This is a genomic window from Caulobacter mirabilis, assembly GCF_002749615.1.
Classification (GTDB): Bacteria; Pseudomonadota; Alphaproteobacteria; order Caulobacterales; family Caulobacteraceae; genus Caulobacter; species Caulobacter mirabilis.
Genome location: NZ_CP024201.1, coordinates 1803610 through 1829304, shown reverse-complemented (window position 1 = coordinate 1829304; position 25695 = coordinate 1803610). Strand labels below are relative to the sequence as shown.

The window sequence follows — 25695 nt, the reverse complement described above, 5'->3', positions numbered from 1 at the left end:
CAAGCGGCCTTGCGCCAGGCGAAGGAGGAAGCGGAACTAGTCGATCTCGATCTTCCCTGAGATCGCGACTTCGATGGTGATCCGGGCATAGTCCGTCGATCCATCGGCAGCGGGTTGCGCCTTCAGCTCGTCATGAGCCTCGACGTATTGAATCCGACGCCCCAGCGCGTAGAGCGGACGGCCGCTTCGCTCGGTAAGATAAATTCCCCGCGAATGCAGGACCCCGTCGTCATCAATGAAGTCGACGGTGTTCGGGGCCTGACGGGAGTCCTGCCCGGCAAACCAGAGACGAGAGATCACGCCCGTGGTGCGGGTTGTCACTATTCGGCCGGCCTCGATCGACTTCCACCACTCCGACGAACCGAACAGGCCGTGGCGACCGCGAAGCCCCATCAGGGGTTTCGCGGCATCGAGCGTCAGGGCTTGAGCCAGAGCGACGTGGTCGGGATCGCGCTCCAACTGATCGAGCAGCCGATAGACCACCCGCTCCTGTTTGAGCCGCTCTCCGATAGGCATCAAGCCCCCTCGAAGATCTTCTTCAGCTCGGTCTTGAGGATCTTGCCGTTGGCGTTGCGCGGCAGGGTCTCGTGCCAGAACTCGACCTTCACCGGCACCTTGAAGGCGGCCAGGCGGTCGGCGACGAAGGCGCGCAGTTCCTGTTCGGTGGCCTCGGCGCCCGGCTTCAGGGTCACCACCGCCGCCGGCTCCTCGCCGAGGGTCTTGTGCGGGATCCCGACCAGCGCGGCGTCCATCACCGCCGGGTGGTCGTAGAGAACGTTCTCGACCTCGATGCAGTAGATGTTCTCGCCGCCCCGGATCAGCATGTCCTTGGCTCGGTCGATGATGTAGCAGAAGCCCTCGGCGTCCAGCCGCGCCAGGTCGCCGGTCTTGACCCAGCCGTCGATGAAGGTCTCGGCCGTGGCCTCCGGCTTGTTCCAGTACTCGCGGACCACCTGCGGCCCCTTGCACCACAGCTCGCCGACCTCTCCGATCGGCAGCTCGCGATGCGGCGCCTCGACGGTCATGATCTTCAGGTCGGTGACCGGCACGGCCGGGCCGCAGCTGTCGGGACGATTCTCGTAGTCCTCGGCGCCGTTCGAGGTGGCGGTGGCGCAGGTCTCGGTCATGCCCCAGCCGTTGCCGGCCTGGGACTTGGGCCAGACCTCCTTGATCTTGCGGACCAGTTCGGGCGCCGAGGGCGCGCCGCCGTAGGCTACGCTCTCCAGCGAGGAGAGGTCGTACTTCTCGCGCGCCGGATGCTCGATCAGCTGCCAGGCGATGGTCGGCACGCCGCCGGCGCTGGTCAGCCGCTCGCGCTCGATGATCTGCATCGCCAGCTCGGGCTCCCACTTGCGCATCATGGCCAGCTTGGCGCCGGCGAGCAGCGAGGGGTTGAGCACGGCCATGCAGCCGGTGGCGTGGAAGAACGGCACGCTGATCAGCGACCCCTTCTGAGGCAGCGTGGGATCGGGCGCGGGCGGCTGCTCGCCGCGGCGCAGAAAGCTGCGCGCCCCGACGCACATGGCGGCCATGATGTTGGAGTTGACGTTGCGCTGGGTCGCCAGCGCCCCCTTCGGCTTCCCGGTCGTGCCCGAGGTGTAGAAGATCGTCGCGTCGTCGTCGGGCTGGATGTCGACGGCCGGCAGGGCCTCGTCCGGCAGGGTGATCCAGTGGTTCGGCCCGCCGATCGCGTCCTCCATGCGGGACACGTAGGGATGGGCGATCTCCTCGGTCGCGCGGGCGACGATGACGTGCTGCAGGTCCGGACAGTTGGGGAAGTGCTCGGCCAGGCGGTCGAACCGCTCGGCGTCGACGATGGCGACCTTGCTGCCCGAGTCGGTCAGGCCGTACTCCAGCTCCGGCCCGGTCCACCAGGCGTTCAGCGGGGTGACGATGGCCCCGAGGCTGAGCGCGCCGTAGAAGGCCACCGGCCATTCCGGCAGGTTGCGCATGATCAGGGCGACCCGGTCGCCCTTGGTCACGCCCTTGTCGGCCAGGACCTTGGCGAAGGCGGCGACGGCGCGGTGGAAGGCCTCGAAGGTGACCCGCTCGTCCTCGTTGACCAGGAACACCCGGTCGCCGTGCATGCGGCCGATGGAGACCACGTCGCGGATGGCCGGCGGCAGGTGCTTCCAGACCCGGATGCGGACGCCCTTGACGTCCTGCTCCTCCATCTCGGTCATCATGCCCGGCGCCGTGAGGATGGCGTAGGCCTGCTGGATGGACATGGCGGGCCAGGCGGGGGTGGACGCGGCGGCGTCGGTCATGCGGTGCTCCCTAGCGTGTCATGGACTCGGCGTTCTGCGACGCCTTCGCTCCGTCCAAAGCACGACGCGGGAGCGCCGTAAACAGCTGTTTGACCCAACGGCGCCCTTTCGCGCCGCGATACCTAACCGCTGATCAGGTAGAAACGCGCGCGCCAGCCTTCGCCGGCGCGCGCGGACGCCGTCAGCCCACGCCTTGCAGGCGGGCGAGCGCCGCTTCCAGCTTGGCCTTGGCGGCCTGCGCCTCGGCCAGCTTCTCGCGGTTCTCCTCGATGACCTCCTCCTTGGCCTTGGCCAGGAAGTCCGGGTTGCCGAGCTTCTTGTTGACCCGCTCGATGTCGCCGACCTGGGTCGCGATCTCCTTGGTCAGGCGGGTACGCTCGGCGGCCAGGTCGATGAAGTCGGCGATGTTCAGCCAACCTGTCGCTTCACCAATCACGAACGGCACGGCGCCATGCGGGGCCGCACCTTCGAGCGCCCCATTCAGACGACCCAGAGAAACGATGAGATCACGGTGGCGCTCCAACCGAGCGCTGGTCTCACTACCAGCCGACGAAACCACCAGCGGCACCTTGGCGCCCGGCGGCACGTTCATCTCGGCGCGGACCGAGCGGATCTCGGTGACCAGGTCGACCAGCCAGCCGATCTCCGCCTCCGCCGAGGCGTCGATCCAGCTTTCCGGCAGATCCGGCCAGGTCTCGACGATCAGCAGGTTGCCGCGGGCCGGACCGCCCTCCTCCGCCGTCTTGGCCCACAGCTCCTCGGTGAGGAACGGCATGACCGGGTGCAGCAGGATCAGGATCTGGTCCAGCGTCCAGGCGACCATGGCCTGGGTCTCGGCCTTGGCGGCTTCGTCCGAGCCGTTGAGGATCGGCTTGGCCAGTTCCAGGTACCAGTCGCAGAAGACGTTCCAGATGAAGCGGTAGAGCGCGCCGGCCGCCTCGCCGAACTCGGCGCCGTCCAGCGCGGCGGTGACCTGGGCGGCCGTCTTGACCACCTCGCCGCGGATCCAGCGGTTGATCGTCTGGTCGACGGCCGAGGGATCGAAGCCCTCGACGCGGACGCAGCCGTTCATCTGGGTGAAGCGGGTGGCGTTCCACAGCTTCGTACCGAAATTGCGATATCCTTCAACGCGTTGCTTCGACAGCCTGATGCTGCGCGCCTGGCCGGACATCGAGGTCAGGGCCAGCCGCATGGCGTCGCAGCCGTACTCGTCGATCAGATCCAGGGGATCGATGACGTTGCCCTTCGACTTGCTCATCTTCTGGCCCTTCTCGTCGAGGACCAGGGCGTTGATGACCACCCGCTGGAATGGGACCTCGCCGGTGAAGTGCAGGCCCATCATCATCATCCGGGCGACCCAGAAGAAGATGATGTCGAAGCCGGTAACCAGGGTGTGGGTCGGATAGAACCGCTCCAGGTCCGAGGTCTTCTCCGGCCAGCCCATAGTCGAGAACGGCCACAGGCCGGACGAGAACCAGGTGTCGAGGACGTCCTCGTCCTGGGTCAGCGCCTTGTTGCCCGCGGCGGCCTTGGCGGCCGCCTCGGTCTCCTCGACGTAGCAATTGCCGTCGGCGTCGTACCAGGCCGGGATGCGGTGACCCCACCACAGCTGGCGCGAGATGCACCACGGCTGGATGTTCCGCATCCACTCGTAATAGGTCTTGTCCCAGTTGCTCGGCTCGAAGACCGTCTTGCCGTCCTCGACCGCCTTCAGCGCCGGCTTGGCCAGGGTCTCGGCGTCGACGTACCACTGGTCCGTCAGCCAGGGCTCGATGACCACGCCAGAGCGGTCGCCGTGCGGGACCGTGTGCTTGGTCTTCTCGATGCCCTTCAATAGACCGAGCTGCTCAAAAGTCTCGACGATCTTCTTGCGGGCGACGAAGCGGTCCAGGCCCAGGTAGTCGGCCGGGGCGTTCTCGTTGATCTTGCCGAAGGCGTCGAGGATGTTGATCGCCTCCAGGCCGTGGCGCTTGCCGACCTGGAAGTCGTTGAAGTCGTGCGCCGGGGTGATCTTGACCGCGCCCGCGCCCTTGGTCGGGTCGGCGTAGTCGTCGCCGACGATCGGGATCGAGCGGCCGACGATCGGCAGCTTCACCGTCTTGCCGATCAGGCCCTTGTAGCGCGCGTCGTCCGGATGGACCGCGACGGCGGTATCGCCCAGCATCGTCTCCGGCCGGGTCGTGGCGACGGTGATGTAGTCGCGCGTCTCGTACTCAGTCGGATTGCCCTCGTCGTCGAACGCGATCGGGTGTTCGTAGGTGACGCCGTTCTCGAGCGGATAGGCCAGGTGCCAGTAGGCGCCGTCGACCTCCTTCTGCTCGACCTCCAGGTCCGAGATCGCGGTCTGGAAGTGCGGGTCCCAGTTCACCAGCCGCTTGTCGCGGTAGATCAGGCCTTCCTTGTAGAGTTGGACGAAGACCTTGCGGACGGCGGCGGACAGGCCTTCGTCCAGGGTGAAGCGTTCGCGCGACCAGTCGACGCTGGCGCCCAGGCGGCGCAGCTGGTTCTGGATCGTGCCGCTGCTCTCGGCCTTCCACTGCCAGACCTTCTCGAGGAAGGCCTCTCGGCCCATGTCGCGACGGCCGATGTTGCCCTGCTGAGCCAGCTGGCGCTCGACAACCATCTGGGTGGCGATGCCGGCGTGGTCGGTCCCGGGCAGCCAGAGGGCCGCCTTGCCGCGCATGCGCTCGAAGCGGATCAGCACATCCTGCAGGGTGTTGTTCAGCGCATGGCCGATGTGCAGGCTGCCGGTCACGTTCGGCGGCGGGATCACGATGCTGAACGGCTCGGCCTTGGGATCGTCGGTCGGCTTGAACGCGCCGGAGGTCTCCCACGCTTCGTAGAGACGGGGTTCGACGGTCTTGGGATCGAAGGTCTTTTCAAGCATATCGGTTCTGCAAACGGAAACGGCGGCTCGCTGAAAGCGGCCGCCGGTCTCTATCAAGGATGATCAGGATCGCGAAGCGGCAAGGCCAGTCGCAAAACCGGCCTCTATGGCTTAGCGGAATACTCGGTCGAGTTTTTCGCGCAGGATCGAGCGGACGATGCCGTCCAGGTTCTGGTCGGCCCATTCGTTGAGCTTGGGCTCCAGGATGCTGCGGACCAGCTCCTCGATGGTCATGCCGCCCGAGATCGCGGCGGCGCCGGGCGTGTAGCTGGGCGCGGCGGCCGCGGCGAAGACCGGCTCGGCCTCGACGACGGGCTCGGGCTCCGGCGCGGCGGCGACCGGCTCGGGTTCCGGCTCCCAGGCGGGCTCCGGTTCCGGCGCGCGGGCGGCCGGCGTGTAGACGTCCAGGTCGCCGACGGTCTGCACCTCTTCGACGGCCGGAACCGTCTGGGTCAGCTCCAGGACATCGTCGTCCTCTTCCGGCGACAGCGGCGCGGGCTCCGGCTCGGCGGCGAAGACCGGCTCCGGCTCGGGCGCCGGCGCAGGCTCGGCCGCGGCGGCCGGCGCATCGTCTTCGGAGATGATGCGGCGGATGGAGGCGAGGATCTCCTCCATCGTCGGTTCTTGGGCGGTCTGTTCGGACATGGGGGAGCCGTGGCTGACGGAGGCGATTCCAGAGGACAGCCTAAGCGCCCGCAGGCGATCCTGCAAACGCCGAACCGCCTTCCGGACTCGCGACCTTCCGTCCTAGTTCGGCTTGACCACGGCGCCGTCGGCCGGCGCCTTGCCGATGGGCGGCGCGCCGGCCTTGTCGACCAGCTCGACCGCCGACTCCCAGGGCACCCAGCCGATCGCGCTCTTGACCTTCTTGGCGTTGGCCGTGGCGTCGTACTGCGTGACCTCGGGGGTCAGGTATTTGGCTTCCAGCTTGCCCATCGCCGACAGCAGGCCCGCCGCCGCGACGTATTCGTCGCGCTTGGCGTTGACCAGGGCCAGTTCGGCGTTGCGCAACTCCTGCTCGGCGTTCAGCACGTCCAGGGTGGTGCGCAGGCCGACCTGGGCTTCCTGACGGACGCCCTCGAAGGCGATCCGGCCGGACCGGACCTGCTCCTCGTTGGAGATCAGGTTGGCGCGGGCGCCGAGCAGGCCGTTCCAGGCCTGCGACACCGAGCGCAGCGCTTCCCGGCGGGCGCCTTCGATGGCCAGACGGTCGGCGTTGTTCTTCTCCTGGGCGGAGCGGATCTGCGAGCTGGTCAGGCCGCCGGTGAAGATCGGCATGCGCAGGGTGACGTTGCCGGTGACGTTCCGGCTGTAGTCGTCGAACTGGCCGCCGCTGCCGTTACCGAGAGGGTCGCCGGCGGTGCTGGCGTCCCAGCCGACGCTGGCGCCGGCGCTGATCGTCGGGCGGCGGGCGGCGCGGGCGGCCGCGACGCGGGCGCGGCTGGCCTGCTCGGCGTACTCCGCCGACAGCACCGAGGAGTTGTTCTCTTCCGCGGCGGCGAAAGCTTCCTCGACCGACTTGGGCAGGAGGTTGTCGAGCGCCGGAACCGCGGCGAGATCGCCGGGGTTCTGCCCCACCACGGCCGCGTAGGACGCCCGGCTGATCGCGAGCTGGGCCTGGGAGGCCGACAGCGACGACTTGGCGCCGGCGAGGCGAGCCTCGGACTGGGCGACGTCGGTGCGGGTGATCTCGCCGACCTCGAAGCGGGCCCTGGCCTCGTCGAGCTGGCGCTGCAGGACGGCGACGTTCTCGGTCGAGATGCGCAGGCGCTCCTGATCGCGCTGTACGTCGACATAGGCGGTGACGACGGTCTGCAGGACCTGGGCCTCGACGCCGCGCAGGCCTTGCTGGCCCGACAGGACGTCGGCTTCGGCCGCGCTGATCGCGGAGCTGACCCGGCCGCCGGTGTAAAGCGGCTGCGACAGGTCGATGCCGACGCCGCTGGTGCGGCGGGCGTTGCCGTCCCCTTCGCCGTCGCTGAAGGAGGCGTTCGCGTCCGCGTTCACCGTCGGACGCAGACCCGTGCGGGCCTGGACGACGCTCTCGTCCAGCGCGCGCTGGCTGGCGCGCTGACCCTGGAGGGTCGGGTTGGTCTGATAGGCCAGCGCGATGGCGTCGCTCAGGGTCTCGGCGCTCGCCGAGGACGCCACACCGGCCAGGAGGCCTACGCTGCAAACGGCGGCGAGAAGGCCCGCCCGACGACTGTTCGACATCGAATATCCCCACGGGTTCGCAACCCTGCGAGCCCCTATATGATCGCCTCTAAGCCTCGCCGCCAGTCGGGGCGAGTTAAGCTTTTTTCACGCAGCCGTTTCCGTCGTGTTTCAAAAAGGTCGACTAGAAGGCGAATCCGCGAACCGGTTCGAAGCCCGCCAGGTAGGACGGCGCCGCCTCGAACACCGGCCGTCCGCCGACGCCGTCCTCGGCCCGGACATAGAGCATCGCCTTGCCGGCCGGGCCACGGCGCTCGATCACGCCGAGACGGCCGCCCAGGGCCAGGGCCGCCGTCCAGGCGTCCGGCGTCTCGGCCACCGCCCCTTCGACGATGACGACATCGTAGGTCTTGCCGGCCGGCGTCGTGGCCAGGTCCTCGCCCTCGAGGCGGTCGACGGCGAGCCCCATCGATTCCAGCACGGCCGCCGCGTAGGGCGCGGCGATGGCCAGCGCGGTCTCGCCCTTCTCCGGCTTCAGGGTCTGCAGCAGCTTGGCGACGTCGCGCGGACGCATCAACCGGCGGCCCGGCGCATATTCAATCTCGGCGTCGGCATAGGCGGCGAAGGCCTTGTCGGCCGGAACCAGGGCTTCACGGGCGACGGAGCCGATGGCGTCCTGCAGGGCCCAGTCGGTCACGTCCGCCGGACGGACCTGGGTGTCCAGCATGGTCAGCCGGGCGGCGGCGAAATCGGCGCTCATGCGATCCTCGAGACTCTTTGCGGATGGCGGTTGTCGCGCGGCTTATAGGTCCGGGGGCGGCCCCAAAGCAATGCGGCGTCAGGAAGGCATTGTAACGCGCCGCCGCCTCTGGTAGCCATCCCGCCCTCCCGACGCGCCCGCCTGCGTCGACGAGCGTGAGGCCTGATGGCGGAGTGGTTACGCAGAGGACTGCAAATCCTTGCACCCCGGTTCGATTCCGGGTCAGGCCTCCAACTCCTTCCGACACAAATCCGCGCCTTTCCAAACGCGACCTTGTGCGCGTTGCAAATCCCGCATGCCGAGCGCATCGTCAGCGCCTCAATCCTTGGGGGAGGCTTGGCGTGGTGAAGATTTCCAGACGCGCAGCCCTTGTCGGCGGAGGACTTCTGGTCGCCGGACCGGCCTACGCCGCGCCCCTGCCCCGCTTCGAGGGCGGGCCGCCGCTGACCGAATGGACCGCAGGCACCAACAAGATGAAGCTGGTGCGCGCCTTCACCTTCTATGACGCCGCCGGCAAGCGATGGCGCGCGCCCGCGGGTCACATGATCGACGGAGCCTCGATCCCGCGTGTGCTCTGGACCCTGGTCGGCGACCCGTTCGGCGGCCCCTACCGCGACGCCTCGATCATCCACGACTACTATTGTGACGTCGAGGTGCGGCCCTGGCGCGCGACGCATCGGGTCTTCTACGACGCCATGATCCACAGCGGCGTCAGTCGCGGCGAGGCCGCTCAGAAGTACTGGGCCGTCTACAATTTCGGCCCACGCTGGGCCGAGCGCCCCGGCCTCTTCGAGAATCTGACTTCGATATTCTCGCCGCCCCCGCCTCCGCCGCCGCCCCCTCCGCCGCCGCTCTCGGACGAGGAGATGCTGCAGCTGACGGTCCGCGCCGGCCAGGTGCTGGGCGAGGCGTCGCCGGAAACGGTCGAAGGCCTGGCGCCGGACGACGTCAGATAGGGCTCTCGGTGGACAGGCGCGCGCCGGTCCCGCAGGCTGCCGGCCCGTCGACCGCAGGAGGCCTTCCGTGTCCGCCCCGCCCTACAGCAGCATCCTCGTCGCCGTCGACATCGACGATCCGACCAACACCGAGCGCGAACTGGCCAGGGCCCTCTTTCTCGCGTCGGACCTCGGCCGCATTCGTCTGATCAACGTCCGGCCGGCGCGCTCCTTCCGGTACGACGTCTACCTGCCCGACAGCTTCGACACCGAGGAGCTGGCTCGTCACGACGCCGAGCTCTACGCCTGGGCGCAGAAGTCAGGCCTGCCGCCCGAGCGGATCAGTACGGTGGTCCGCACCGGCTCGGTCGCCGGCGAGGTGCTGGCCGAGGCGATGGAATGGAAGGCCGACCTGATCATCGTCGGCTCGCACCACCCCACCACCCTCACCCGCCTGCTCGGCTCGAACGCTGAGCGGATCGTCCGCGAGGCGACGGTCAGCGTCCTCGTCGCCCGGGACTGAGACATTCGTTAGCGCCTGATTAACCACGTCGCCTCACCCTGGCCGGGTCTTCCTTGAAGACACCCCACCATCACCGACTGTCACAGCCCGGCGGCCACCCTGCCGGGCTCTTTTTTTGTCCCCAGCTTCTCGCGCGAATGCGCTTGCGCAGTCCGGCGAGCGCGGCTATAGCCCCCACCTCTTCTGAGACACCTGATCCGCGGTAGCTCAGTGGTAGAGCAGCCGGCTGTTAACCGGCTGGTCGTAGGTTCGAATCCTACCCGCGGAGCCATCTCAGATCAGCTGTGAACGTCACGGCTTATCTCCCTCTTCTCCAGCGTCGATCACCGCTCGCCTGCTGACGCGCCGCGGATATCCGGTATCGTGACGTCCCACGACAAAAAGGGATCACGAATGGACATCGTCCTGCCAGGCGCCGCCGCTCTTGGGCTCTTCGTCGGCGCGGCCCTTGTGCTGCTGCTGATTCCCGGGCCGGCGGTGCTCTACGTCATCGGACGATCCGTCGAGCAGGGACGGACGGCGGGCCTGGTGTCGATCCTGGGCATCCACGCCGCGACGCTGGTCCATGTCGCCGCCGCGGCGTTCGGGCTCTCGGCCCTTCTGGCCTCGTCGGCGCTGGCGTTCAGCATCGTCAAGTACGCGGGCGCCGCCTATCTGATCTGGATGGGCCTGCGGAAGCTGTTCAGCCCCACCCCATCGGCGGCCGACGGCGCGCCGCCGGCCCCGAGACACAGCCGCTGGCGGCTGTTCCGCGACGGCTTCATCGTCAACCTGCTCAACCCGAAGACGGCGCTGTTCTTCCTCGCCTTCCTGCCCCAGTTCGTCGACGTCGGGCGGGGCCATGTGGCGTCGCAGATCGTCGTCCTGGGCGTGCTGCTCACCCTCCTTGGCCTGGTCACCGACGGCGCCTACGCCCTGGCGGCCGGGACCGTTGGCGGCTGGCTCAGAGGCAATGCGAGCTACCTGCGCTTCGAGCGCTACGTCGGCGGGCTGCTCTACATCGGCCTGGGCGTGACCGCGGCCTTCGCCGGCAACGGCAAGAAGTAGCGCCCGCCGATGAGCATTCCGGCCTTCGCCCTGTTCGACACCGCCATCGGCCGCTGCGCCGTGATCTGGGGCGCGGACGGGCTGGTCGGGACCTACCTGCCCGAGTCCGACGAATCGGCGCTGCGAAATCGGATGCGCCGCCGGTTTCCGGACGCGGCCGAATCGGAGCCGCCACCCGCCGTCGCCGAGGCGATCGCGGGCATCACCGCCCTGCTCACCGGCGAGAAGCCGGATCTCCTGGACGTTCGCCTCGACATGTCGGCCGTCCCGCCCTTCCATCAGCGGGTCTACGCGGTCGCGCGGGCCATCCCGCCGGGCGAGACCCTGACCTACGGCGAGATCGCCCGGCGGCTGGGGGCGCCGCGCGAGGCCGCGCGCGCCGTCGGAGAGGCCATGGGCCGCAACCCCTTCCCGATCGTGATGCCCTGCCACCGCGTCCTCGGGGCCAACGGCAAGCCCGGCGGCTTCTCGGCCCCCGGCGGGGTCGAGACCAAGCTGAAGATGCTGGCGATCGAAGGCGCGAAGGTCGGCGAGAGTCCGACGCTGTTCGACGACCTGCCTTTGGCGGTGAAACCCCAGCGCTAGTCAAGCACCTGGCCCAGCCGCCAGTAGCCCATCAGGTTCACCGCCGCGCGCGGGACGCCTCGCTCGCGGATCAGCAGATGGCGGATCGCCTTCACCGCCCCCGCCTCGGCGGCGATCCAGGCGTAGAAGCCGTCGGCGGTCGTCGCGCCCCTCTCCCAGAGGATCTGGGTGTCGACGTCGATGTCCTCCAGCGCCTCGCCTTCGCTCCGGTCCGGAACAGCGGGCAGCGCCTCTTCCGCGGCCTCGACCAGCAGAGCGCCCGGCGCCGGATGATCGGTGCGGCCGTCCCGCGCCAGCCAACGGACCACCAGCCCCGGCCAGGACGGCAGCGGGATGCGGTCGGCCGCCAGCGGAACTTCCAGGATCGCTTCGGTCGGCGGCGGCGACGGCCAGCCGGCGAGGTCCTCCAGGATGCCGGCGGCGGCCGGCAGACCGGTTTCGTCGGCCGCCAGAAGCAGCCGTCGCAGCCCTTCCGGAGGCCGCCATTCGTAGCCCCCGGCTTCCCCCTCGAAGCCCTGCACCGGGGCCACGATCTGCACCGTATCGCCTGTCGCGGCGCGGGTCGCCCAGGCCGAGGCGGGCCCCGCCTCGCCGTGCAACACGAAGTCGACGTCGACCTCGCCGGAGTCGGCCCTCAGAGCCCGGATCGTGTAGGTCCGCATCGGCGCGCGGGTCGCGGGGTCCTGCCCCTTCCAGACCGTCAGCCAGTCCGAGGTCTTGGGAAGCGCGGCGGGCCGGCCGTCGGCGTCGGGGAAGAAGATCTTGATCCGCTGGTCGGCGGCGTGGGTCGCCATCTGCCGCACCTCCTCGCCGGAGAAGGTCAGCCGCGACAGCGACGGGGTGAGACGCTCGCGCCGGGTCAGGACGACGTCGAACAGGCGGTAGGACGGCACGGACATGGGATCACTCGCAACAGTTAGTTGCGAATGATTATCATATTCGAGCGTGTTGTGGAGGCCGAAATCTCGCGGGAAGACTTCCGTGCCTGGAGGCTCCGGGGACATGCTCCGCGAGGTGGTGCGTGTCCCCTTCCCCGGAAGTTCGCGCCGCGCCGGGGACACGCGCCCTGCGGGAGCATGTCCCCACGGGGAGCTCCCGTCAGTCCACCGCCACCGTGTAGTTCAGCGCCAGACGGCCGCCGTCGGGGTAGATGGTCTGGCCGGTCATGTAGCTGCTGTCGTCGCTGGCCAGGAACACCGCCACGCGACCGATCTCCTCGGGCTCGCCGAAACGTTTCAGCGGGGTGCGGGCCAGGACGCCCCTCTTGGCCGCCTCGTCGGTCATCACGCCCTTGAGGATGTCGGTGGCGATGGTGCCCGGGCCGATGGCGTTCACACGCACGCCATGGGCCGCCAGCCCCAGCGCCATGGTCTTGGTCAGCTGGTTCACCGCGCCCTTGCTGGTCACGTAGGGGACCTGGCCCGGGATGGCGAGCACCGCGTTGATCGAGCTCATGTTGATGATCGAGCCCGGCTTGCCGGCGGCGACCAGCGCCTGGGCCACGGCCTGGCCGATCACGAACACCGCGCGAATGTTGACCGCCAGGACGGCGTCGAAGTCCTCCAGCGTCGTGGTCAGGATGTCGCCGGGCTTGAGGATGCCGGCGTTGTTGACCAGCACGTCGATCGTGCCGCCCAGCCCCTCCGCCGCCTTGGCCGCGGCGGCGCGGGCCGCCTTGGCGTCGGAGACGTCGCACGCCAGGCCGATCATCCGGCGGCCGGTCTCGGCGGCCAGGGCGTCGGCGGCGGCGATCGCGCCCTCGCCGTCCAGGTCGACCAGCGCCACCTCGGCGCCTTCGCGAGCGAAGGCCTGGGCGCAGGCCAGGCCGATGCCGTGGGCGGCGCCGGTGACCAGCGCCTTGCGTCCGAGCAGCCGCATCACCAGACCCCGACGTTCGGCATCGAGGCCCAGGGCTCGGCCGGCGGCAGGCGGTCGCCCTTCTGCAGCAGCTCGATGGAAATGTTGTCCGGCGAACGGACGAAGGCCATGTGGCCGTCGCGCGGCGGCCGGCTGATCACGACGCCGCCGTCCATCAACCGCTGGCAGGCCGCGTAGATGTCATCCACCGCATAGGCCAGGTGGCCGAAATTGCGGCCGCCCTGGTAGTCCTCGGGGTCCCAGTTGTAGGTCAGCTCGACGGTCGGGGCCTTCTTCTCGCGCGCCGCCTCGACGTCTTCCGGCGCGGCCAGGAAGATCAGGGTGAAGCGGCCGCCCTCGTTGTCGTAACGCGACACCTCGGCCAGTCCGAGCTTGTTGCAGTAGAAGTCCAGGGAGGCGTCGAGGTCCTTCACCCGGACCATGGTGTGCAGGTATCGCATGCCGTCTCCTCGGTCTCCGCCGCGCCGAAAACCAGGCGCCGCGACGTCATAGGCCGGGATGGTCGGAACTTCCACCGTCGCCTTGGCGCCGAGCAGGACCGTGCCTCAACTGTAACAGGGTGTGGCGCCAACAACGCGAAAATTCGGAACATTTCCGGAATTTCATTTGCGGCGCACCGCAAACCGACGATATCTAACACTGTTCAGATTAAGCTCCTGGGGAGTGCTGCGGGCGCGCGTCGCGACCCAGCGCGCCGGGCGCGCGCTTGGGGAGAGCGATGAAAGTCAAACCTGCGTATCTCGTCGCCGGCGGCATCCTGGCCGTGGTCATCCTGTTCTTCATCGTCGGCGGCGTCGTCGGCCTGTTCGCCAGCAAGGAGAAGGCCCAGGCGGCCAAGCCGCAGCTGCCGCTCGTCCAGGTGAAGACCATCCAGGAGGAGAGCCGGCCCTACGTCGTCGCGGTGCGCGGCCGCACCGAGGCGAACAAGGCCGTCGTCGTGCGCGCCGAGACCGCCGGCCCGGTGGCCGCCACGCCGGCCCGCGAAGGCGCCTTCGTGGCCAAGGGGACGGTCCTGTGCCGGATCTCCACCGACGCCCGCCAGGCCAGCCTGGACCAGGCTCGCGCCCTGCAGCGCACCCGTCAGCTCGAAAAGCAGGCCTCCGACCGCCTGGCCGCTCAGGGCTATCGCTCGCAGACCCAGGTGTTGCAGGCCCAGGCCAACCTCGACGGCGCCAACGCCCAAGTCCGCCAGGGCGAGGTCCTGCTCGACCAGGTCAACATCCGCGCGCCCTTCAACGGCGTGTTCGACCGGCGCGAGGCCGAGGTCGGAACCTATCTGTCGCCGGGCGCGGCCTGCGGCACCCTGATCCAGCTCGATCCGCTGGTGATCGTGGCCGACGTGGCCGAGCGCGACGTCGGCGGCATCCAGGTCGGCGCGCCCGCCGCGGCCACCCTGGTCTCCGGCGAGGTCATCCACGGCCGCGTCCGTCTGGTGACCCGCGACGCCGACCCCGCCACCCGCACCTATCGTGTCGAGATCGAGGCCTCCAACCCCGGGGCCAAGGCCCGCGCGGGCCTCTCCGCCGACGTCAAGATCACCGTCGGCGCCGGTCCGGCCCACCTGACCCCGACCGCGGCGCTGGTGCTCGACTCCGCCGGCCGCCAGGGCGTCCGTTACGTCGGCGCCCAGAACATGGTCGCCTTCGCTCCGGTGAAGGTGCTGGACGAGACGCCGCAAGGCGTCTGGGTCTCCGGTCTGCGCGGCCCGGCCCAGGTCATCGTGGTCGGCCAGTCCTACGTGTCCGAGGGGCAGAGGGTCCGCCTTCCCGCCCCGGCGGCAGCTCGCTGACGCCGCCGTTCGGGAGACGATCCGATGATCTCAGCCCTGATCGACGGCGCCATCAAACGGCGGAAGGTGGTTCTCGGCATCGCCCTGATCGCCTCGCTGTTCGGCTTCCTGGCCTATCTGAACCTGCCCCGCGAGTCGGAGCCGGACATCACCATCCCGTTCGTGATGATCCAGGTCCCCTACCCCGGCGTGTCGCCCGAGGACGCCGAGCGCCTGCTCGTCCGGCCGATGGAGCGCGAGCTGCAGTCGCTCGAAGGCCTCAAGGAGATGAACGCCGTGGCCGTGCAGAACGCGGCCATGGTCTACCTCGAGTTCGAGGTGAACTTTAACAAGGACAAGGTCCTGCAGGACGTCCGCGCCAAGGTCGACATGGCCCGCGGCCGGTTCCCGCCGGACGCCGAGGAGCCGATCATCGAGGAGGCCAACGTCTCCGATGATCCGTTCATCGGCATCATGCTGTCGGGGCCTGCGCCAGAGCGAACCCTCTACCAGACGGCCCGCGAGCTGCAGGACCGGCTCGAGACCCTGCCGGGCGTGCTGCGCACCGACCTGGGCGGCGGCCGCGAGGAGCTGATGGAAGTGACCATCGACCCGGTGCGGATGGAGGCGGCCAACGTCACCGCGTCCGAGCTGGCCATGGTCATCGGCCGCAACAACCAGCTGGTCCCGGCCGGCAACCTGCAGACGCAGCAGGGCCGGTTCGCGGTCAAGGTGCCGGGCGTGGTCGAGGATCCCGCCGACATCCTGGCCCTGCCGATCAAGAAGAACGGGGATCGCCTGATCACCATCGGCGACATCGGCGAGGTGCGCCGCACCTTCAAGGAGCCAAGCCGCATCTCGCGCTTCAACGGCCAGCCGGCCTTCTCGATCGACGTGGTCAAGCGCTCGGGCGCCAACATCCTCGACTCGGTGGAGGCGGTCCGGAAGACGGTCGGCGAAGAACAGACGCGCTGGAAGAGCCAGGGCCTGGACACGATCAAGGTCGACTACACCTGGGACGCCAGCGAGTTCATCAGCCGCAGCCTGACGGTGCTGGAAAGCGGGCTGATCATCGCCACCATCCTGGTCATGGTGATCATCGTCGCCAGCCTGGGCGTGCGATCCGGCCTGATGGTCGGGATGTCGATCCCGCTCTGCTTCATGATGGGCTTCCTGCTGCTGCAGTCGTTCGGCATCACCCTGAACATGATGGTCATGTTCGGCCTGGTGCTGGCGGTCGGCATCCTGGTCGACGGCGGCATCGTGGTCGTGGAGTACGCCGACCGGAAGATGGCCCAGGGCATGAACCGCGAGGAGGCCTTCGCGGCCGCCGGCAAACGCATGTTCTGGCCCGTGCTCAACGGCACGCTGACCACCCTGTGCGCCTTCATCCCGTTCCTGTTCTGGAACTCGATCCCCGGGAAGTTCATGAGCTTCCTGCCGATCACCCTGATCATGGTGCTCAGCGCCTCGATCTTCGTGGCCCTGATCTTCACGCCGGCGCTCGGTTCGATCTTCGGCCGCACCGCCGGGGTCGACGAGGAGCACCTGGCCGAGATCGAGAAGTCCGAACAGGGCGATCCGCGCCAGATGACCGGCTTCATGGGCTGGTACGCCAAGACGGTGTGGTGGGCGAACCACCATCCCTTCCGGGTGACGGCCGTCACGCTGTTCATCCTCTTCTCGGTGGTCATGATCTTCGGCCTGATGCAGGGCGGCCGCTTCGAGGGCATTGGCCTGAAGGCCCGCCCGATCGAGTTCTTCCTGGAGAGCGATCCGGAGGAGAGCACCGTCTGGGTCAAGGCGCGGGGCAACCTGTCGGTCCAGGCGGCCGACGAACTGACCCGCCGCGTCGAGGCCCGGCTGCAGAACATCAAGGGCGTGGAGTCGATCTACGCCTCGGCCGGCCGCTTCACCGGCGGCGGCGGCTTCGGCGCGCCGCCGAACGACACTGTCGGCCGGATCTCGCTCGACTACGTCGACCACGAGGAGCGGCAAGCGCTGGGCGTGACCGGCAACGAGATCACCGCCGAGGTGCGCAAGCGCATCGCCGACGTCCCCGGCGTGCTGACCGAGGTCCGCCTGCCGCAGAACGGCCCGCCGCAGGGCAAGGACGTGCAGGTCGAGCTGCGCGGCGCCAACCCGCAGGCGTTGAACAAGGCGGCCGAACTGGTCAAGGCGCACTTCGCCGCCGACCGACAGCTGATCGAGCAGGAGGACAGCCGCGCCTCGCCCGGCATCGAGATGAACCTCGCCGTCGACCGCGAGGCGGCGGGCCGTTACGGCGTCGACGTACTGAGCGTCGGCCAGGCCATCCAGTTCATCACCGACGGCGTGCTGGTCGGCCGGTTCCGGCCGGACGATGCGGAGGACGAGCTCGATATCCGCGTGCGCTTCACACCCGACGCCCGCAACCTGGCCGCCTTCGACCGGCTGAAGATCACCACGCCGAACGGTCCTGTCCCGGCCAGCTACCTGGTCAAGCAGAACCCCGGCCAACAGGTGACGACCATCCAGCGCCGCGACGGTCAGCGCCTGGTGATCATCCAGGCCAACGCCGCCGAGGGGGTGGCCGCCAACGTCAAGATCGCCGAGATGAAGGCCTGGCTGGAGAAGGCCCCGCTCGACCCGTCGGTCCGCTGGAAGTTCACCGGCGCCGACGAGGAAAACACAGAGGCAGCCCAGTTCTTCATGGTCGCCATGGCCGCGACCCTGTTCATGATGGGCATCATCCTGCTGTGGCAGTTCAACAGCTTCTACGGGATCGTGGTGACGCTCTCGGCGGTGATCCTGTCGGTCGCCGGCGTGCTGCTGGGGGTGATCGTCAACCTGGGCGGCACCTTCCCCTACATCTCGGTGATCATGCTGGGGACCGGCGTCGTCGCCCTGGCCGGGGTGGTGGTGGGCCACAACATCGTGCTGGTCGACACCTTCTACCAGCTCCGACGCCAGGGCTACGCGCCCGACGAGGCCGCCATGCGCGCCGCCGTCCAGCGCTTCCGCCCGGTCATGCTGACCACGGTGGTGACGGTCATCGGCCTGTTGCCGCTGATGTTCCAGCTGCACCCGAACTTCCGCGGCGCGCACCTGGAGTACAAGTCGCCCGGCTCCGACTGGTGGGTGCAGCTGTCGGGCGCGGTGGTCTGGGGCCTGAGCTTCTCGACCCTGCTGACCCTGTTCCTGACCCCGTCCGCCCTGGCCGCGCCCAAGACGCTGTCGCGGCGCTTCCGGAACATCTACCACTGGGTCCGCGGCCGCCCCTGGAGCCAGCGCGAGCGCAGCGACGAGCACGCCATGGACGACACCCCAATCGTCCTGCCGAAGGCGGCGGAGTAGCGCGGACGGGGACATGCACCTCCGGTGCGTGTCCCCGTTCTCATTAAGAGCCTGGGACAGCAGGGACACGCGCCTACGGTGCATGTCCCTCGGCTTCTTCTACTTCCCCCGCGTCTGCCGCTTCCACAACGCAGCGTACTCGCCGTTCTGCGCCAGCAGGTCGGCGTGAGCGCCGCGCTCGACGATCCGGCCGCGCTTGAGGACCAGGATCTCGTCGGCGTCGGCAATGGTCGACAGGCGGTGAGCGACGACCAGGGTGGTACGGCCCTTCCGCGCCCGGCGCAGGGTCTGCTGGATGGCCGCCTCGGTGCGGCTGTCCAGGGCGCTGGTGGCCTCGTCCAGGATCAGCACCCGCGGATCGGCCAGCAGGGCGCGGGCTAGGCCCACCCGCTGGCGTTCGCCGCCCGACAGCTTCAGGCCCCGCTCGCCGACCCGGGTCTCCAGCCCTTCCGGCAGGCCGGCGATGAAGGCCGACAGCTCGGCCGCCTCGGCCGCCGCGACGATTTCCTCCGGCGCCGCGTCGGGCCGGCCGAAACCGATGTTCACCCCCAGGGTGTCGTTGAACAGAGCGACGTCCTGCGGCACCAGCGCCACCGCCTCGCGCAGCGCGGCCACCTTCAGCTGCTTCAGGTCGACGCCGTCGAGCGTGATCCGCCCGGCCTGCGGATCGATCATGCGCAGCGCCAGGCGAACCAGGGTGGTCTTGCCGGCGCCGGACGGCCCGACCAGGGCCACGGTGGCGCCCGGCCGGGCGATGAAGCTGATGTCGGCGACGCCTTCCGAACGCGCGCCGTGACGGAAGGAGACGCTCTCGAAGGCCACCGCGCCGCCGCGTCCCTCCTCCGCCAGGGGCAGGTCGTCGGCGTCCGGCGCCTGGGCGATGTCGGGGGCCTGCCGGCGCAGGTCCATCATCGCTTCCATGTCGATGAACGACTGGCGGATCTCGCGGTAGGCGAAGCCGAGGATGTTCAGCGGCCCGTAGAGGTTCATCAGGATCAGGATGGCGGCCGTGATGTCGCCCGGCCCCATCCGCCCGGCCGCCGCCTCGAACCCGGCCATGATCGCCATCACGCCCAGGCCCAGGCTCATGATCGCCGACTGCAGAACATTGAGCAGGGTCAGGCTGTTGGTCGCCTTCACCTGGGCGGCGCTGTAGGTCTCCAGCGCCCGGCCGTAGTCGGCGACGGCGCGTGTCTCCGCCCCGAAGGCCTTGACCGTCTCGTAGTTCAGCAGGGCGTCGACGGCGCGGCCGGCCGCCTCGGCGTCGGCTTCGTTCAAGGCCCGGCGATGGGCGATCCGCCAGTCCGAGACGACGAAGGTCAGGACGACGTAGACGATCACGGTGATCACGGTGGTCAGCGCGAACCGCCAGTCGTAGGCGCCGGCCAGGACGCCCGCGGCGATGACCAGTTCGATCGCAGTCGGGCCTAGGTTGAACACCAGCGCCCGCAGCAGGAAATCCATCGATCGCGCGCCGCGGTCGATGATCCGCGACAGGGCGCCCGTCCGTTTGGTCTGATGGAAGTCGATCGACAGCGCCAGGGCGTGCGCGAAGGTCTCCGACGCCGCCCGGGCCTGGGCGGCCTGGGCGACGGGGGTGAAGATGGCGTCGCGGGCCTGGGGCGCGGCCGAGGAGAGGAAGCGGATCAGGGCCCAGCCGGCGGCCAGGGCCGCGAAGCTGACGCTGACCTGCACCGCCGCCCCCTGCCCGGCCGTCAGCCGGTTGACCGCCGCCCCCAGCAGCAGCGGCGCGAACACGCCCGCGATCTTGCCGGCGAGCGTCAGCCCCAGCGCCGTCGTCAGCCGCCAGCGCAGGCCCGGGGCCCGCGACCGGATGACCAGCGAGAACAGGTCCCTGAGGGCGGTGACCGGCTTGGCCTTGGCCTCGACAGAAGCCGCCGTCGAAGCGTCCCGGACCGCGAAGCCGCGCATCAGCCGCCCTGGTCCAGCAGCAGAGTCGTCTGCAGTCCGCCGCTGGGCGTCCTCCAGTCGATCCGCCAGCCGTACGGGAGGCGGGTCGCCCGGTAGGGACCGTCCGTCGGCGGCGTCGACCGGCTGATCTCGACGGCGGCGACATCCTCGCCGCCTTCCGCCGCGACCTCGAACTCATGGACGCCCATCGCCAGGGGTTGGACCAGCGGAATGGCGAACCGCCCCTGGACGTCCACCGTCGATTCGCCGCGGGCGGCGCGATCCACCCGCAGGCCGACGAGGGCGCTGGGCGTGCCCACGCCGGAGACCACGGCCCCGCCGCCGCCGTCATAGTCGACCGCCAGGATGCGCGGGCGCCGCGACGCCGGCGCGATCACCTTGGCGCCGGCCCCGGCGCGCAGCTGAGCCGCGCTGTTCGGCGTCAGGACCAGATAGCCCTCCGACTGCACCACGCGCGCCTCGACGCCCATGAGCAGGCCGTAGAAGCGCACGCTGTCGGACGCCGGCACGACAGCCGTCCAAGCGCCCTTCCCGTCCGCCTTGGCGCTGATCACCTCGCCGCTCGGCGCGCCCAGCTTGACCTCCGCGTTCGGCGCGGCGGCGCCGGACAGGACCACGCCGTTGCTCGAGGGCTGAGCGGCCAGCACGATCGGCGGCGCGACATAGCCGGCTTCGCCGCCCGCTGCGGGCTTGCCCGGCTCCGGCCGCGACGCGCCCCGTTCACAGGCCCCAAGGCCGAGAAGCGGGATCAGACCCGCCAGCGCCAACGCCCGAACCGTCACGTCTCTTGAAACCCCTCGTCGTAAATCCGATTGTAGACTCACATCTGTATTCGACGGCGCGCTCGCAAGCGCGCCTTTTTCTTCCCGGAGCCTTTGGGATGCCCAACCAGCCAGGACGCCTGGATTCCGTCTGCGTGTATTGCGGCTCGTCGAACGACGCCGACCCCGAGTTTCTCGAAGCCGCCTACGAGGTCGGCGCCGAGATCGCTCGCGCCGGCATGCGCTTCGTCTACGGCGGCGGCGGAGTCGGCCTGATGGGCGCTTCGGCGCGCGGGGCGCACGACGCCAGGGGCAAGGTGCTGGGAATCATCCCCGACTTCCTGCGCGGCCGCGAGCAGCCCTTCGACGACGTCGAGACCGTGATCGTCAGCTCGATGCACGAGCGGAAGATGATGATGTTCGAGCGCTCCGACGCCTTCGTCGTCCTGCCCGGCGGGATCGGCACGCTGGAGGAGATCGTCGAGCTGCTGTCCTGGCAACGCCTGGGATTGCATGAGAAGCCGGTCGTCTTCTACAACCCGCGCGGCTTCTGGGATCCGCTGTTCGAGCTGTTCGAGCACACCATCCGCGAACGCCTCTCGCCGCCCGACTTCGCCAAGGCCTGGCGCTCCGTCGACAAGGTCGAGGACGTGGTCCCCGCGATCCGCTCGATGAGCGTGGTGCGGGACGCCGACGCCGTGCATCCCGATACGGCGCGCTTGACTTAGTTTCAATTAGAAACTCACTATCCCGACATCAAGAGCGCCGGACTCCCCTCCGGCGCGGGGATAGGAGACGACTATGCGTGCTTTTGCTTTCGGCGCCGTCGCGGCGCTGGCCCTGGCGGGTTCCGCCATGGCCGCCGAACAGACGACCCAGGGCGGGTGGCTGACCCTCAAGGAGAAGACCACCCGCGACACCCTGATCTTCGACGGCGCGGTCTGGAAGTGCAAGGTCGACGTCTGCCGCTCGGCCAAGGTCAAGGCGGTGCCGGCTGATCGCACCTGCCGCCAGCTGGCCGGCAAGCTCGGCGAGCTGACCGCCTTCAGCTACCGTGGCGAAGACTTCACCCCGGAGGCCCTGGCCGCCTGCAACGCCGCCGCCAAGGGCGCCTAGGCCCCTCCAGACCGACGAACAAGGGCGGCTCCGGCGACGGGGCCGCCCTTTGCCTTGGCGGCTTTCGTCCCGCCAGGCCGCAACTGGTCCCAGGACCGCTGGCCGACGCCGCCGCGCCGGTCTTGGAAGCGGCCATGGACCTGCTCTTCAAACCCGCCCTCGTCCTGCATGTCGGCTGCGGCCTGCTGGCGACGCTCGGCGGCCTGGCGCCGCTGCTGACCCGCAAGGGCTCGCGCGCCCACCGACTGTCCGGCCGCGTCTTCGCCGGCCTGATGGCTGTCCTGCTGGTCTGCGCCTGGCTGATGACGGCGCTCCGTTTCAGCGCCTACTTCACGGCGCTCTCGGCCACCGCCACCCTGGGCCTGGTCTCGGGCCTCAGGGTCCTGGGCCGGAAGCGGCCGGATCTGCGCGCCGGCGACCGCGCCCGACCGATCGACTGGGCCGTCACCCTGGCGGCCGTCGGCGTCGGACTGTGGATCCTGGCGCTGCTGGCGAACGGTCGCACCGGCGGCGGCGGGGTCGCGGTCACGATGGCCCTGGCGACCTCGGCCCTGTTGCTCGGCGGCTGGGACCTGTGGCGTTTCCTCCGCCCCACGGACTGGCCGTTCTCGCCCGACCTCTGGACCTACGAGCATCTGGCGAAGATGCTGGGCGCCTACAGCGCGGTCCTCAGCGCCTTCTCCGGCAACTTCCTGACCGCCCTTCCCACCCCATGGAGTCAGCTCTGGCCGTCGATCCTGTTCCAAGTCCTGGCGATCGGCTGGATCACCGTCCTGGCGGCCCGACGTCGGCGCGGCTTGGCGAGCGCTTGAAACGGCTCCCGACCGCAACCTGGGTCTGGGCCTTCACGGCCTACAGCTGGCTGGCCACCACGGTCTCGGCCGCCTGGTTCGCACGGCGAGCCGACCCGGACCTGGGGGTCGGAGCCTCCCTGCTCTGGCAGGGCTCGATCTACGCCGCCTGGCTGCCCGCGGCCGGTCTGGTCTGGCTCCTGCTGCGCCGTTTCGGCGGCGGAGCGGGAGGTTTGGCCGCCCTGATCATGGCGGGGCTGGTCTGCATCCCCCTGGAAGCGTTCGTCGCCAGCTTGATCGACGCCGGGATGGCGGGCCGGACCGGCGACCTCGCCGCCAGGACCCTCGCCCGGCTGCCGGTGGCCATCCTGCTCTATACCGCCATCGTCGCCGTCGCCCTCGCCGCCGCCCATCACCGCCGCGCTCGCGAGGCCCAGGCGCGGGCCGACGACCTGAGCGCCCTGCTCTCGACCGCCCGCGCCGCACAGACAGAGGCGACGCCTTCACCCCGTCTGCTGGTCAGCCTCGGCGGCCGTCGCGCCGCCATCGACACGGCCGAGATCGAGTGGCTGGGCGCTGCCGGCAACTACGTCGTCGTCCACTGGGCCGGTCGCGAAGGCCTGATCCGCGAGACGCTGCAGACTCTGGCCGACCGCCTGGACCCCGCCGTCTTCGCCCGCTGCCACCGCTCGACGCTGGTCAACCTGGCCCGCGTGAAGACGGCGCAGCCGCTCTCCGACGGCGCCTGGCGGCTGACGCTGGAGAGCGGCGCCGAACTGGTCGCCAGCCGGACCTACCGCGACGCCATTCTGCGCCGGCTGAAGGGCGAAGCCACGCCGGCCGGCTAGTGCCCCTCGTGTCCGGACTTGGGAGTCCCCTCGCCCGCGTCGATCAGGCCGTGGCCGAGCACCAGCGGCTTGCCGTCCGCGCCCCGGTCGGCGATGCGCACCATCTCCATCATGCCCCCGTCCTCGTGGTTGAGGATGTGGCAGTGCAGGACGAAGTCGCCGATGTACCGGCGGTAGTGGCTGCGCACCTTCACGACGGCCTCGTACTCGATGAAGACGGTGTCCTTGAAGGCGCCCTTCATCCCGAAGTACTGCGACGTTGGATCGGCGGTCAGGTCGCGGCCGCCCGGCCCGGTCACGGATATGATCTCGAACGGGTTCACGTGGATGTGGAACGGGTGGCCGATCTTCACCCCGTCCTCCGGGTCGATGCGCAACTCCCATTCATCGGTGTTTCCGAGCACCAGGGTGCGGCTGAAGTCGTTCGGATCGAACCGCTTCATCTTGCCGACCACGCGTCCGACCGCTGGGCCCTTCGACGGCTTCGTCGACTCGTTGCTGAGCGAGAAGAACAGCGTCTGATGCGTGTCGATCTTGGCGTTCGCCAGCGTCGTGTGCGGGGCGAAGGCCGTCAGGTCGAGGGTCTCGCGCAGGCCCTTGACGATGGCGGCCTTGAAGGCGGTGTCGGGAATGGCCAGGCGCTCCGCGGACGAGGCCAACAGGTCGACGACCTGGTCGCGCGGCGGGGCCGCCTTGCCGGACCCTGCGTCGACCTTCACCAGGAACAGCAGCTGACGACGCTCGGAACTGCCCTGCACGCCCTGCGTGGCGACGTTCACCGTCTCGTCGATCACGCAGTATTCGCCGGGCTCGTCGAAGGCGACCAGCACGTCGCTGCGATAGCCGGGCTGCAGGAAGGTGCTGCTCCGTTCCAGGGCGCGGGTCCGGGTCAGGCCGTCCGCGGCGATCTCGAATTGCGGGACGGCGTCCTTGGTCGGCTCGCACTGCTGTTCGATGATCTCGTCCTGCTTCGCCGCGGCGATCTTGGTCAGGTCGATCGCCTTGGCGCTCGCCAGCCGCTTGCGGATCGACACGCGAATGGTGTCGCCGACCCCGCCGTGGATGAAACGCCAGCGCTCGGGCATGCCGACGCGGGCGTCCTGCGAGAGAAGCGCCGTGGTGGCGCCGTTGACCGTGGTGAAGCGCCCCGACTTCCCCCAGTTGGGACCGAAGACGTCGTATCCGTCCAGCACGCCGACGTCGCCCTTGTCGCAGATCCAGGGGCCGCCCGGGCCAAGCGTCTTCGAGGGCCGCAGGCCGCTCGGTCCCGGCGGCGCCTTGGGATCGCGGCAGATGTACTGGATCTGCTGCATCACGAAGGTCTTGTCCGGCGCGGTCTTGAGCAGGACGTCGACGTCGCCCGGGATCACGCCGCCGCCCGCCGCCCGCTGCGGCAGCCGCTCGCCCTTCACGATTAACGCTCCGGCCAGGCCGCTGGCCACCTGGATCGCCGTCGAGCCGTGGACGTGCGGATGGTACCAGAAGGTGCCGGCCGGATGGTCGGCGGGGATGTTGTACTCGTACTCGTAGGTGAAGTCCTTGTTCGGCGGCAGGGTGCGCAGGACGTTGTCGCTGATCCCCGCCGGGCTCACCCACAGGCCATGCGAATGCAGGTTGGTGGTGTTGAAGCAGTGCGGAACGTTGATGTCGCTCCCGTGCCCGGGACAGCCCTGCTCCGCGTCCAGCAGGTTACGCATCAGGATGCGGACCGTGTTGCCCGGCTTGGCCACCAGGGTCGGGGCCACATAGGGCCGGCTCGGATCATTCGGCCGCGTGGCGTCCTGGTAGGCGCGCAGCCGCACCTGATCGAACATCTTGCTGTTCGGGTTCCAGATCCGCGAGTTGATGTAGACGACGTCCAGGTTGGCCTGGACCTCCGGTCCGTCGGCCGCCGACGGCGGCGCCACGCCCATTCCGGTGAGAGGTTTGGGGCCCGGCGGCGTCAGAGTCAGCAGCGGCGGCGCGCCGACCGTCTGCCCGGAGCCGGCTCCCGCCCCGGACTGCGCGAGCGCCGCGCCCGAAACGCCAAGCGCCAGCGCGCCCGCCAGAACCCACCGTCCGCGCCGCGCGCGGGTTTTCGCCTGATGCATGCCTCGCCCCCGATCTG

The 25695-nt window shown here is 69.3% G+C and carries 22 protein-coding genes and 2 tRNA genes; 12 read left to right on the top strand and 12 right to left on the bottom strand.

The features are described 5' to 3' along the window. Nucleotides 1–36 precede the first annotated feature (36 nt). The 6 genes from CSW64_RS08910 to CSW64_RS08885 form a co-directional block, all read right to left on the bottom strand. Nucleotides 37–516, bottom strand: a complete 480-nt coding sequence (locus CSW64_RS08910) for a hypothetical protein (RefSeq protein WP_099621779.1) — start codon at nucleotides 514–516, stop codon at nucleotides 37–39. After that, nucleotides 516–2267, bottom strand: coding sequence for a class I adenylate-forming enzyme family protein (locus tag CSW64_RS08905; protein ID WP_099621778.1), 1752 nt, complete (start codon nucleotides 2265–2267; stop codon nucleotides 516–518). Before CSW64_RS08905 ends, CSW64_RS08910 begins: the two co-directional genes overlap by 1 nt. A gap of 181 nt (nucleotides 2268–2448) precedes the next feature. Further along, nucleotides 2449–5154 carry a valine--tRNA ligase gene (locus tag CSW64_RS08900; protein WP_099621777.1) on the bottom strand — a complete coding sequence of 902 codons (2706 nt, stop codon included), beginning with the start codon at nucleotides 5152–5154 and terminating at the stop codon, nucleotides 2449–2451. A gap of 111 nt (nucleotides 5155–5265) precedes the next feature. Next, nucleotides 5266–5799, bottom strand: coding sequence for a PopZ family protein (gene popZ, locus CSW64_RS08895; RefSeq protein WP_099621776.1), 534 nt, complete (start codon nucleotides 5797–5799; stop codon nucleotides 5266–5268). A 102-nt stretch (nucleotides 5800–5901) separates the two neighbouring features. After that, entirely contained in the window at nucleotides 5902–7368 is a 1467-nt protein-coding gene (locus tag CSW64_RS08890) for a TolC family outer membrane protein (RefSeq protein WP_099621775.1), read from the bottom strand. 124 nt (nucleotides 7369–7492) lie between these two features. Next, the gene (locus CSW64_RS08885) at nucleotides 7493–8068 is read right to left on the bottom strand and encodes a protein-L-isoaspartate O-methyltransferase family protein (RefSeq protein WP_099621774.1); all 576 of its coding nucleotides are present in this window, start codon (nucleotides 8066–8068) and stop codon (nucleotides 7493–7495) included. Between the two features lie 159 nt (nucleotides 8069–8227). Here CSW64_RS08885 and CSW64_RS08880 point away from each other — a divergent pair. From CSW64_RS08880 to CSW64_RS08855, 6 genes are all read left to right on the top strand, one after another. Beyond that, nucleotides 8228–8301, top strand: a tRNA-Cys gene (locus tag CSW64_RS08880). 111 nt (nucleotides 8302–8412) lie between these two features. Beyond that, nucleotides 8413–9024: a DUF1353 domain-containing protein gene (locus CSW64_RS22160; RefSeq protein WP_216361260.1), complete on the top strand. Its 612-nt coding sequence runs from the start codon at nucleotides 8413–8415 to the stop codon at nucleotides 9022–9024. Between the two features lie 67 nt (nucleotides 9025–9091). Next, nucleotides 9092–9526 (top strand): universal stress protein, encoded by a 435-nt coding sequence (locus tag CSW64_RS08870; protein ID WP_150131366.1) that lies wholly within the window; start codon nucleotides 9092–9094, stop codon nucleotides 9524–9526. Nucleotides 9527–9722: 196 nt separating this feature from the next. After that, nucleotides 9723–9797: transfer RNA gene (locus CSW64_RS08865), tRNA-Asn, on the top strand. 122 nt (nucleotides 9798–9919) lie between these two features. Continuing rightward, nucleotides 9920–10573 carry a LysE family translocator gene (locus CSW64_RS08860; protein WP_099621773.1) on the top strand — a complete coding sequence of 218 codons (654 nt, stop codon included), beginning with the start codon at nucleotides 9920–9922 and terminating at the stop codon, nucleotides 10571–10573. A gap of 9 nt (nucleotides 10574–10582) precedes the next feature. Then, complete coding sequence (locus tag CSW64_RS08855) at nucleotides 10583–11158, top strand: methylated-DNA--[protein]-cysteine S-methyltransferase (RefSeq protein WP_099621772.1); 576 nt, start codon at nucleotides 10583–10585, stop codon at nucleotides 11156–11158. On the opposite strand, the gene CSW64_RS08850 is transcribed toward CSW64_RS08855, so the two are convergent. The 3 genes from CSW64_RS08850 to CSW64_RS08840 all read right to left on the bottom strand — a co-directional run bounded on the left by CSW64_RS08850 (nucleotide 11155) and on the right by CSW64_RS08840 (nucleotide 13476). After that, nucleotides 11155–12057 carry a siderophore-interacting protein gene (locus tag CSW64_RS08850; RefSeq protein ID WP_099621771.1) on the bottom strand — a complete coding sequence of 301 codons (903 nt, stop codon included), beginning with the start codon at nucleotides 12055–12057 and terminating at the stop codon, nucleotides 11155–11157. The genes CSW64_RS08855 and CSW64_RS08850 overlap by 4 nt on opposite strands. A gap of 199 nt (nucleotides 12058–12256) precedes the next feature. Continuing rightward, nucleotides 12257–13036 (bottom strand): SDR family NAD(P)-dependent oxidoreductase, encoded by a 780-nt coding sequence (locus CSW64_RS08845; RefSeq protein WP_099621770.1) that lies wholly within the window; start codon nucleotides 13034–13036, stop codon nucleotides 12257–12259. Further along, nucleotides 13036–13476 (bottom strand): VOC family protein, encoded by a 441-nt coding sequence (locus CSW64_RS08840; protein ID WP_099621769.1) that lies wholly within the window; start codon nucleotides 13474–13476, stop codon nucleotides 13036–13038. Before CSW64_RS08840 ends, CSW64_RS08845 begins: the two co-directional genes overlap by 1 nt. 278 nt (nucleotides 13477–13754) lie before the next feature. Between CSW64_RS08840 and CSW64_RS08835 the strand changes: the two genes are divergently transcribed. Both CSW64_RS08835 and CSW64_RS08830 read left to right on the top strand, forming a co-directional pair. Further along, nucleotides 13755–14825: an efflux RND transporter periplasmic adaptor subunit gene (locus CSW64_RS08835; RefSeq protein WP_099621768.1), complete on the top strand. Its 1071-nt coding sequence runs from the start codon at nucleotides 13755–13757 to the stop codon at nucleotides 14823–14825. Between the two features lie 24 nt (nucleotides 14826–14849). Further along, nucleotides 14850–18140 (top strand): efflux RND transporter permease subunit, encoded by a 3291-nt coding sequence (locus tag CSW64_RS08830; protein ID WP_099621767.1) that lies wholly within the window; start codon nucleotides 14850–14852, stop codon nucleotides 18138–18140. Between the two features lie 99 nt (nucleotides 18141–18239). Here the strand turns inward: CSW64_RS08830 and CSW64_RS08825 are convergent, their stop codons facing one another. Next, on the bottom strand, nucleotides 18240–20072 hold the full coding sequence (locus CSW64_RS08825) for an ABCB family ABC transporter ATP-binding protein/permease (protein ID WP_099621766.1): 1833 nt from the start codon (nucleotides 20070–20072) through the stop codon (nucleotides 18240–18242). Beyond that, the gene (locus tag CSW64_RS08820; RefSeq protein ID WP_099621765.1) at nucleotides 20072–20854 is read right to left on the bottom strand and encodes a hypothetical protein; all 783 of its coding nucleotides are present in this window, start codon (nucleotides 20852–20854) and stop codon (nucleotides 20072–20074) included. Before CSW64_RS08820 ends, CSW64_RS08825 begins: the two co-directional genes overlap by 1 nt. A 98-nt stretch (nucleotides 20855–20952) precedes the next feature. Here CSW64_RS08820 and CSW64_RS08815 point away from each other — a divergent pair, with 98 nt between their 5' ends. The 4 genes from CSW64_RS08815 to CSW64_RS08800 all read left to right on the top strand — a co-directional run bounded on the left by CSW64_RS08815 (nucleotide 20953) and on the right by CSW64_RS08800 (nucleotide 23588). Next, nucleotides 20953–21561, top strand: a complete 609-nt coding sequence (locus CSW64_RS08815) for an LOG family protein (RefSeq protein WP_099621764.1) — start codon at nucleotides 20953–20955, stop codon at nucleotides 21559–21561. A gap of 73 nt (nucleotides 21562–21634) precedes the next feature. Beyond that, complete coding sequence (locus tag CSW64_RS08810) at nucleotides 21635–21949, top strand: CC_3452 family protein (RefSeq protein WP_099621763.1); 315 nt, start codon at nucleotides 21635–21637, stop codon at nucleotides 21947–21949. Between the two features lie 134 nt (nucleotides 21950–22083). After that, complete coding sequence (locus tag CSW64_RS08805; protein ID WP_099621762.1) at nucleotides 22084–22761, top strand: DUF2306 domain-containing protein; 678 nt, start codon at nucleotides 22084–22086, stop codon at nucleotides 22759–22761. Beyond that, complete coding sequence (locus CSW64_RS08800; protein WP_245863875.1) at nucleotides 22758–23588, top strand: LytTR family DNA-binding domain-containing protein; 831 nt, start codon at nucleotides 22758–22760, stop codon at nucleotides 23586–23588. The genes CSW64_RS08805 and CSW64_RS08800 overlap by 4 nt, the downstream gene beginning before the upstream one ends. Here CSW64_RS08800 and CSW64_RS08795 read toward each other — a convergent pair. Next, entirely contained in the window at nucleotides 23585–25678 is a 2094-nt protein-coding gene (locus tag CSW64_RS08795; RefSeq protein ID WP_099621760.1) for a multicopper oxidase family protein, read from the bottom strand. The two genes, CSW64_RS08800 and CSW64_RS08795, sit on opposite strands and share 4 nt — an antisense overlap. Nucleotides 25679–25695: the final 17 nt, after the last annotated feature.

Coding starts and splice junctions, on each gene's coding strand:
- CSW64_RS08815 (WP_099621764.1), top strand. CDS start 20,953: ATGCCCAACCAGCCAGGACGCCTGGATTCCGTCTGCGTGTATTGCGGC.
- CSW64_RS08830 (WP_099621767.1), top strand. CDS start 14,850: ATGATCTCAGCCCTGATCGACGGCGCCATCAAACGGCGGAAGGTGGTT.
- CSW64_RS08905 (WP_099621778.1), bottom strand. CDS start 2,267: ATGACCGACGCCGCCGCGTCCACCCCCGCCTGGCCCGCCATGTCCATC.
- CSW64_RS08855 (WP_099621772.1), top strand. CDS start 10,583: ATGAGCATTCCGGCCTTCGCCCTGTTCGACACCGCCATCGGCCGCTGC.
- CSW64_RS08910 (WP_099621779.1), bottom strand. CDS start 516: ATGCCTATCGGAGAGCGGCTCAAACAGGAGCGGGTGGTCTATCGGCTG.
- CSW64_RS08835 (WP_099621768.1), top strand. CDS start 13,755: ATGAAAGTCAAACCTGCGTATCTCGTCGCCGGCGGCATCCTGGCCGTG.
- CSW64_RS08795 (WP_099621760.1), bottom strand. CDS start 25,678: ATGCATCAGGCGAAAACCCGCGCGCGGCGCGGACGGTGGGTTCTGGCG.
- CSW64_RS08805 (WP_099621762.1), top strand. CDS start 22,084: ATGGACCTGCTCTTCAAACCCGCCCTCGTCCTGCATGTCGGCTGCGGC.
- CSW64_RS08850 (WP_099621771.1), bottom strand. CDS start 12,057: ATGTCCGTGCCGTCCTACCGCCTGTTCGACGTCGTCCTGACCCGGCGC.
- CSW64_RS08845 (WP_099621770.1), bottom strand. CDS start 13,036: ATGCGGCTGCTCGGACGCAAGGCGCTGGTCACCGGCGCCGCCCACGGC.
- CSW64_RS08885 (WP_099621774.1), bottom strand. CDS start 8,068: ATGAGCGCCGATTTCGCCGCCGCCCGGCTGACCATGCTGGACACCCAG.
- popZ (WP_099621776.1), bottom strand. CDS start 5,799: ATGTCCGAACAGACCGCCCAAGAACCGACGATGGAGGAGATCCTCGCC.
- CSW64_RS08825 (WP_099621766.1), bottom strand. CDS start 20,072: ATGCGCGGCTTCGCGGTCCGGGACGCTTCGACGGCGGCTTCTGTCGAG.
- CSW64_RS08890 (WP_099621775.1), bottom strand. CDS start 7,368: ATGTCGAACAGTCGTCGGGCGGGCCTTCTCGCCGCCGTTTGCAGCGTA.
- CSW64_RS08810 (WP_099621763.1), top strand. CDS start 21,635: ATGCGTGCTTTTGCTTTCGGCGCCGTCGCGGCGCTGGCCCTGGCGGGT.
- CSW64_RS08840 (WP_099621769.1), bottom strand. CDS start 13,476: ATGCGATACCTGCACACCATGGTCCGGGTGAAGGACCTCGACGCCTCC.
- CSW64_RS08860 (WP_099621773.1), top strand. CDS start 9,920: ATGGACATCGTCCTGCCAGGCGCCGCCGCTCTTGGGCTCTTCGTCGGC.
- CSW64_RS08900 (WP_099621777.1), bottom strand. CDS start 5,154: ATGCTTGAAAAGACCTTCGATCCCAAGACCGTCGAACCCCGTCTCTAC.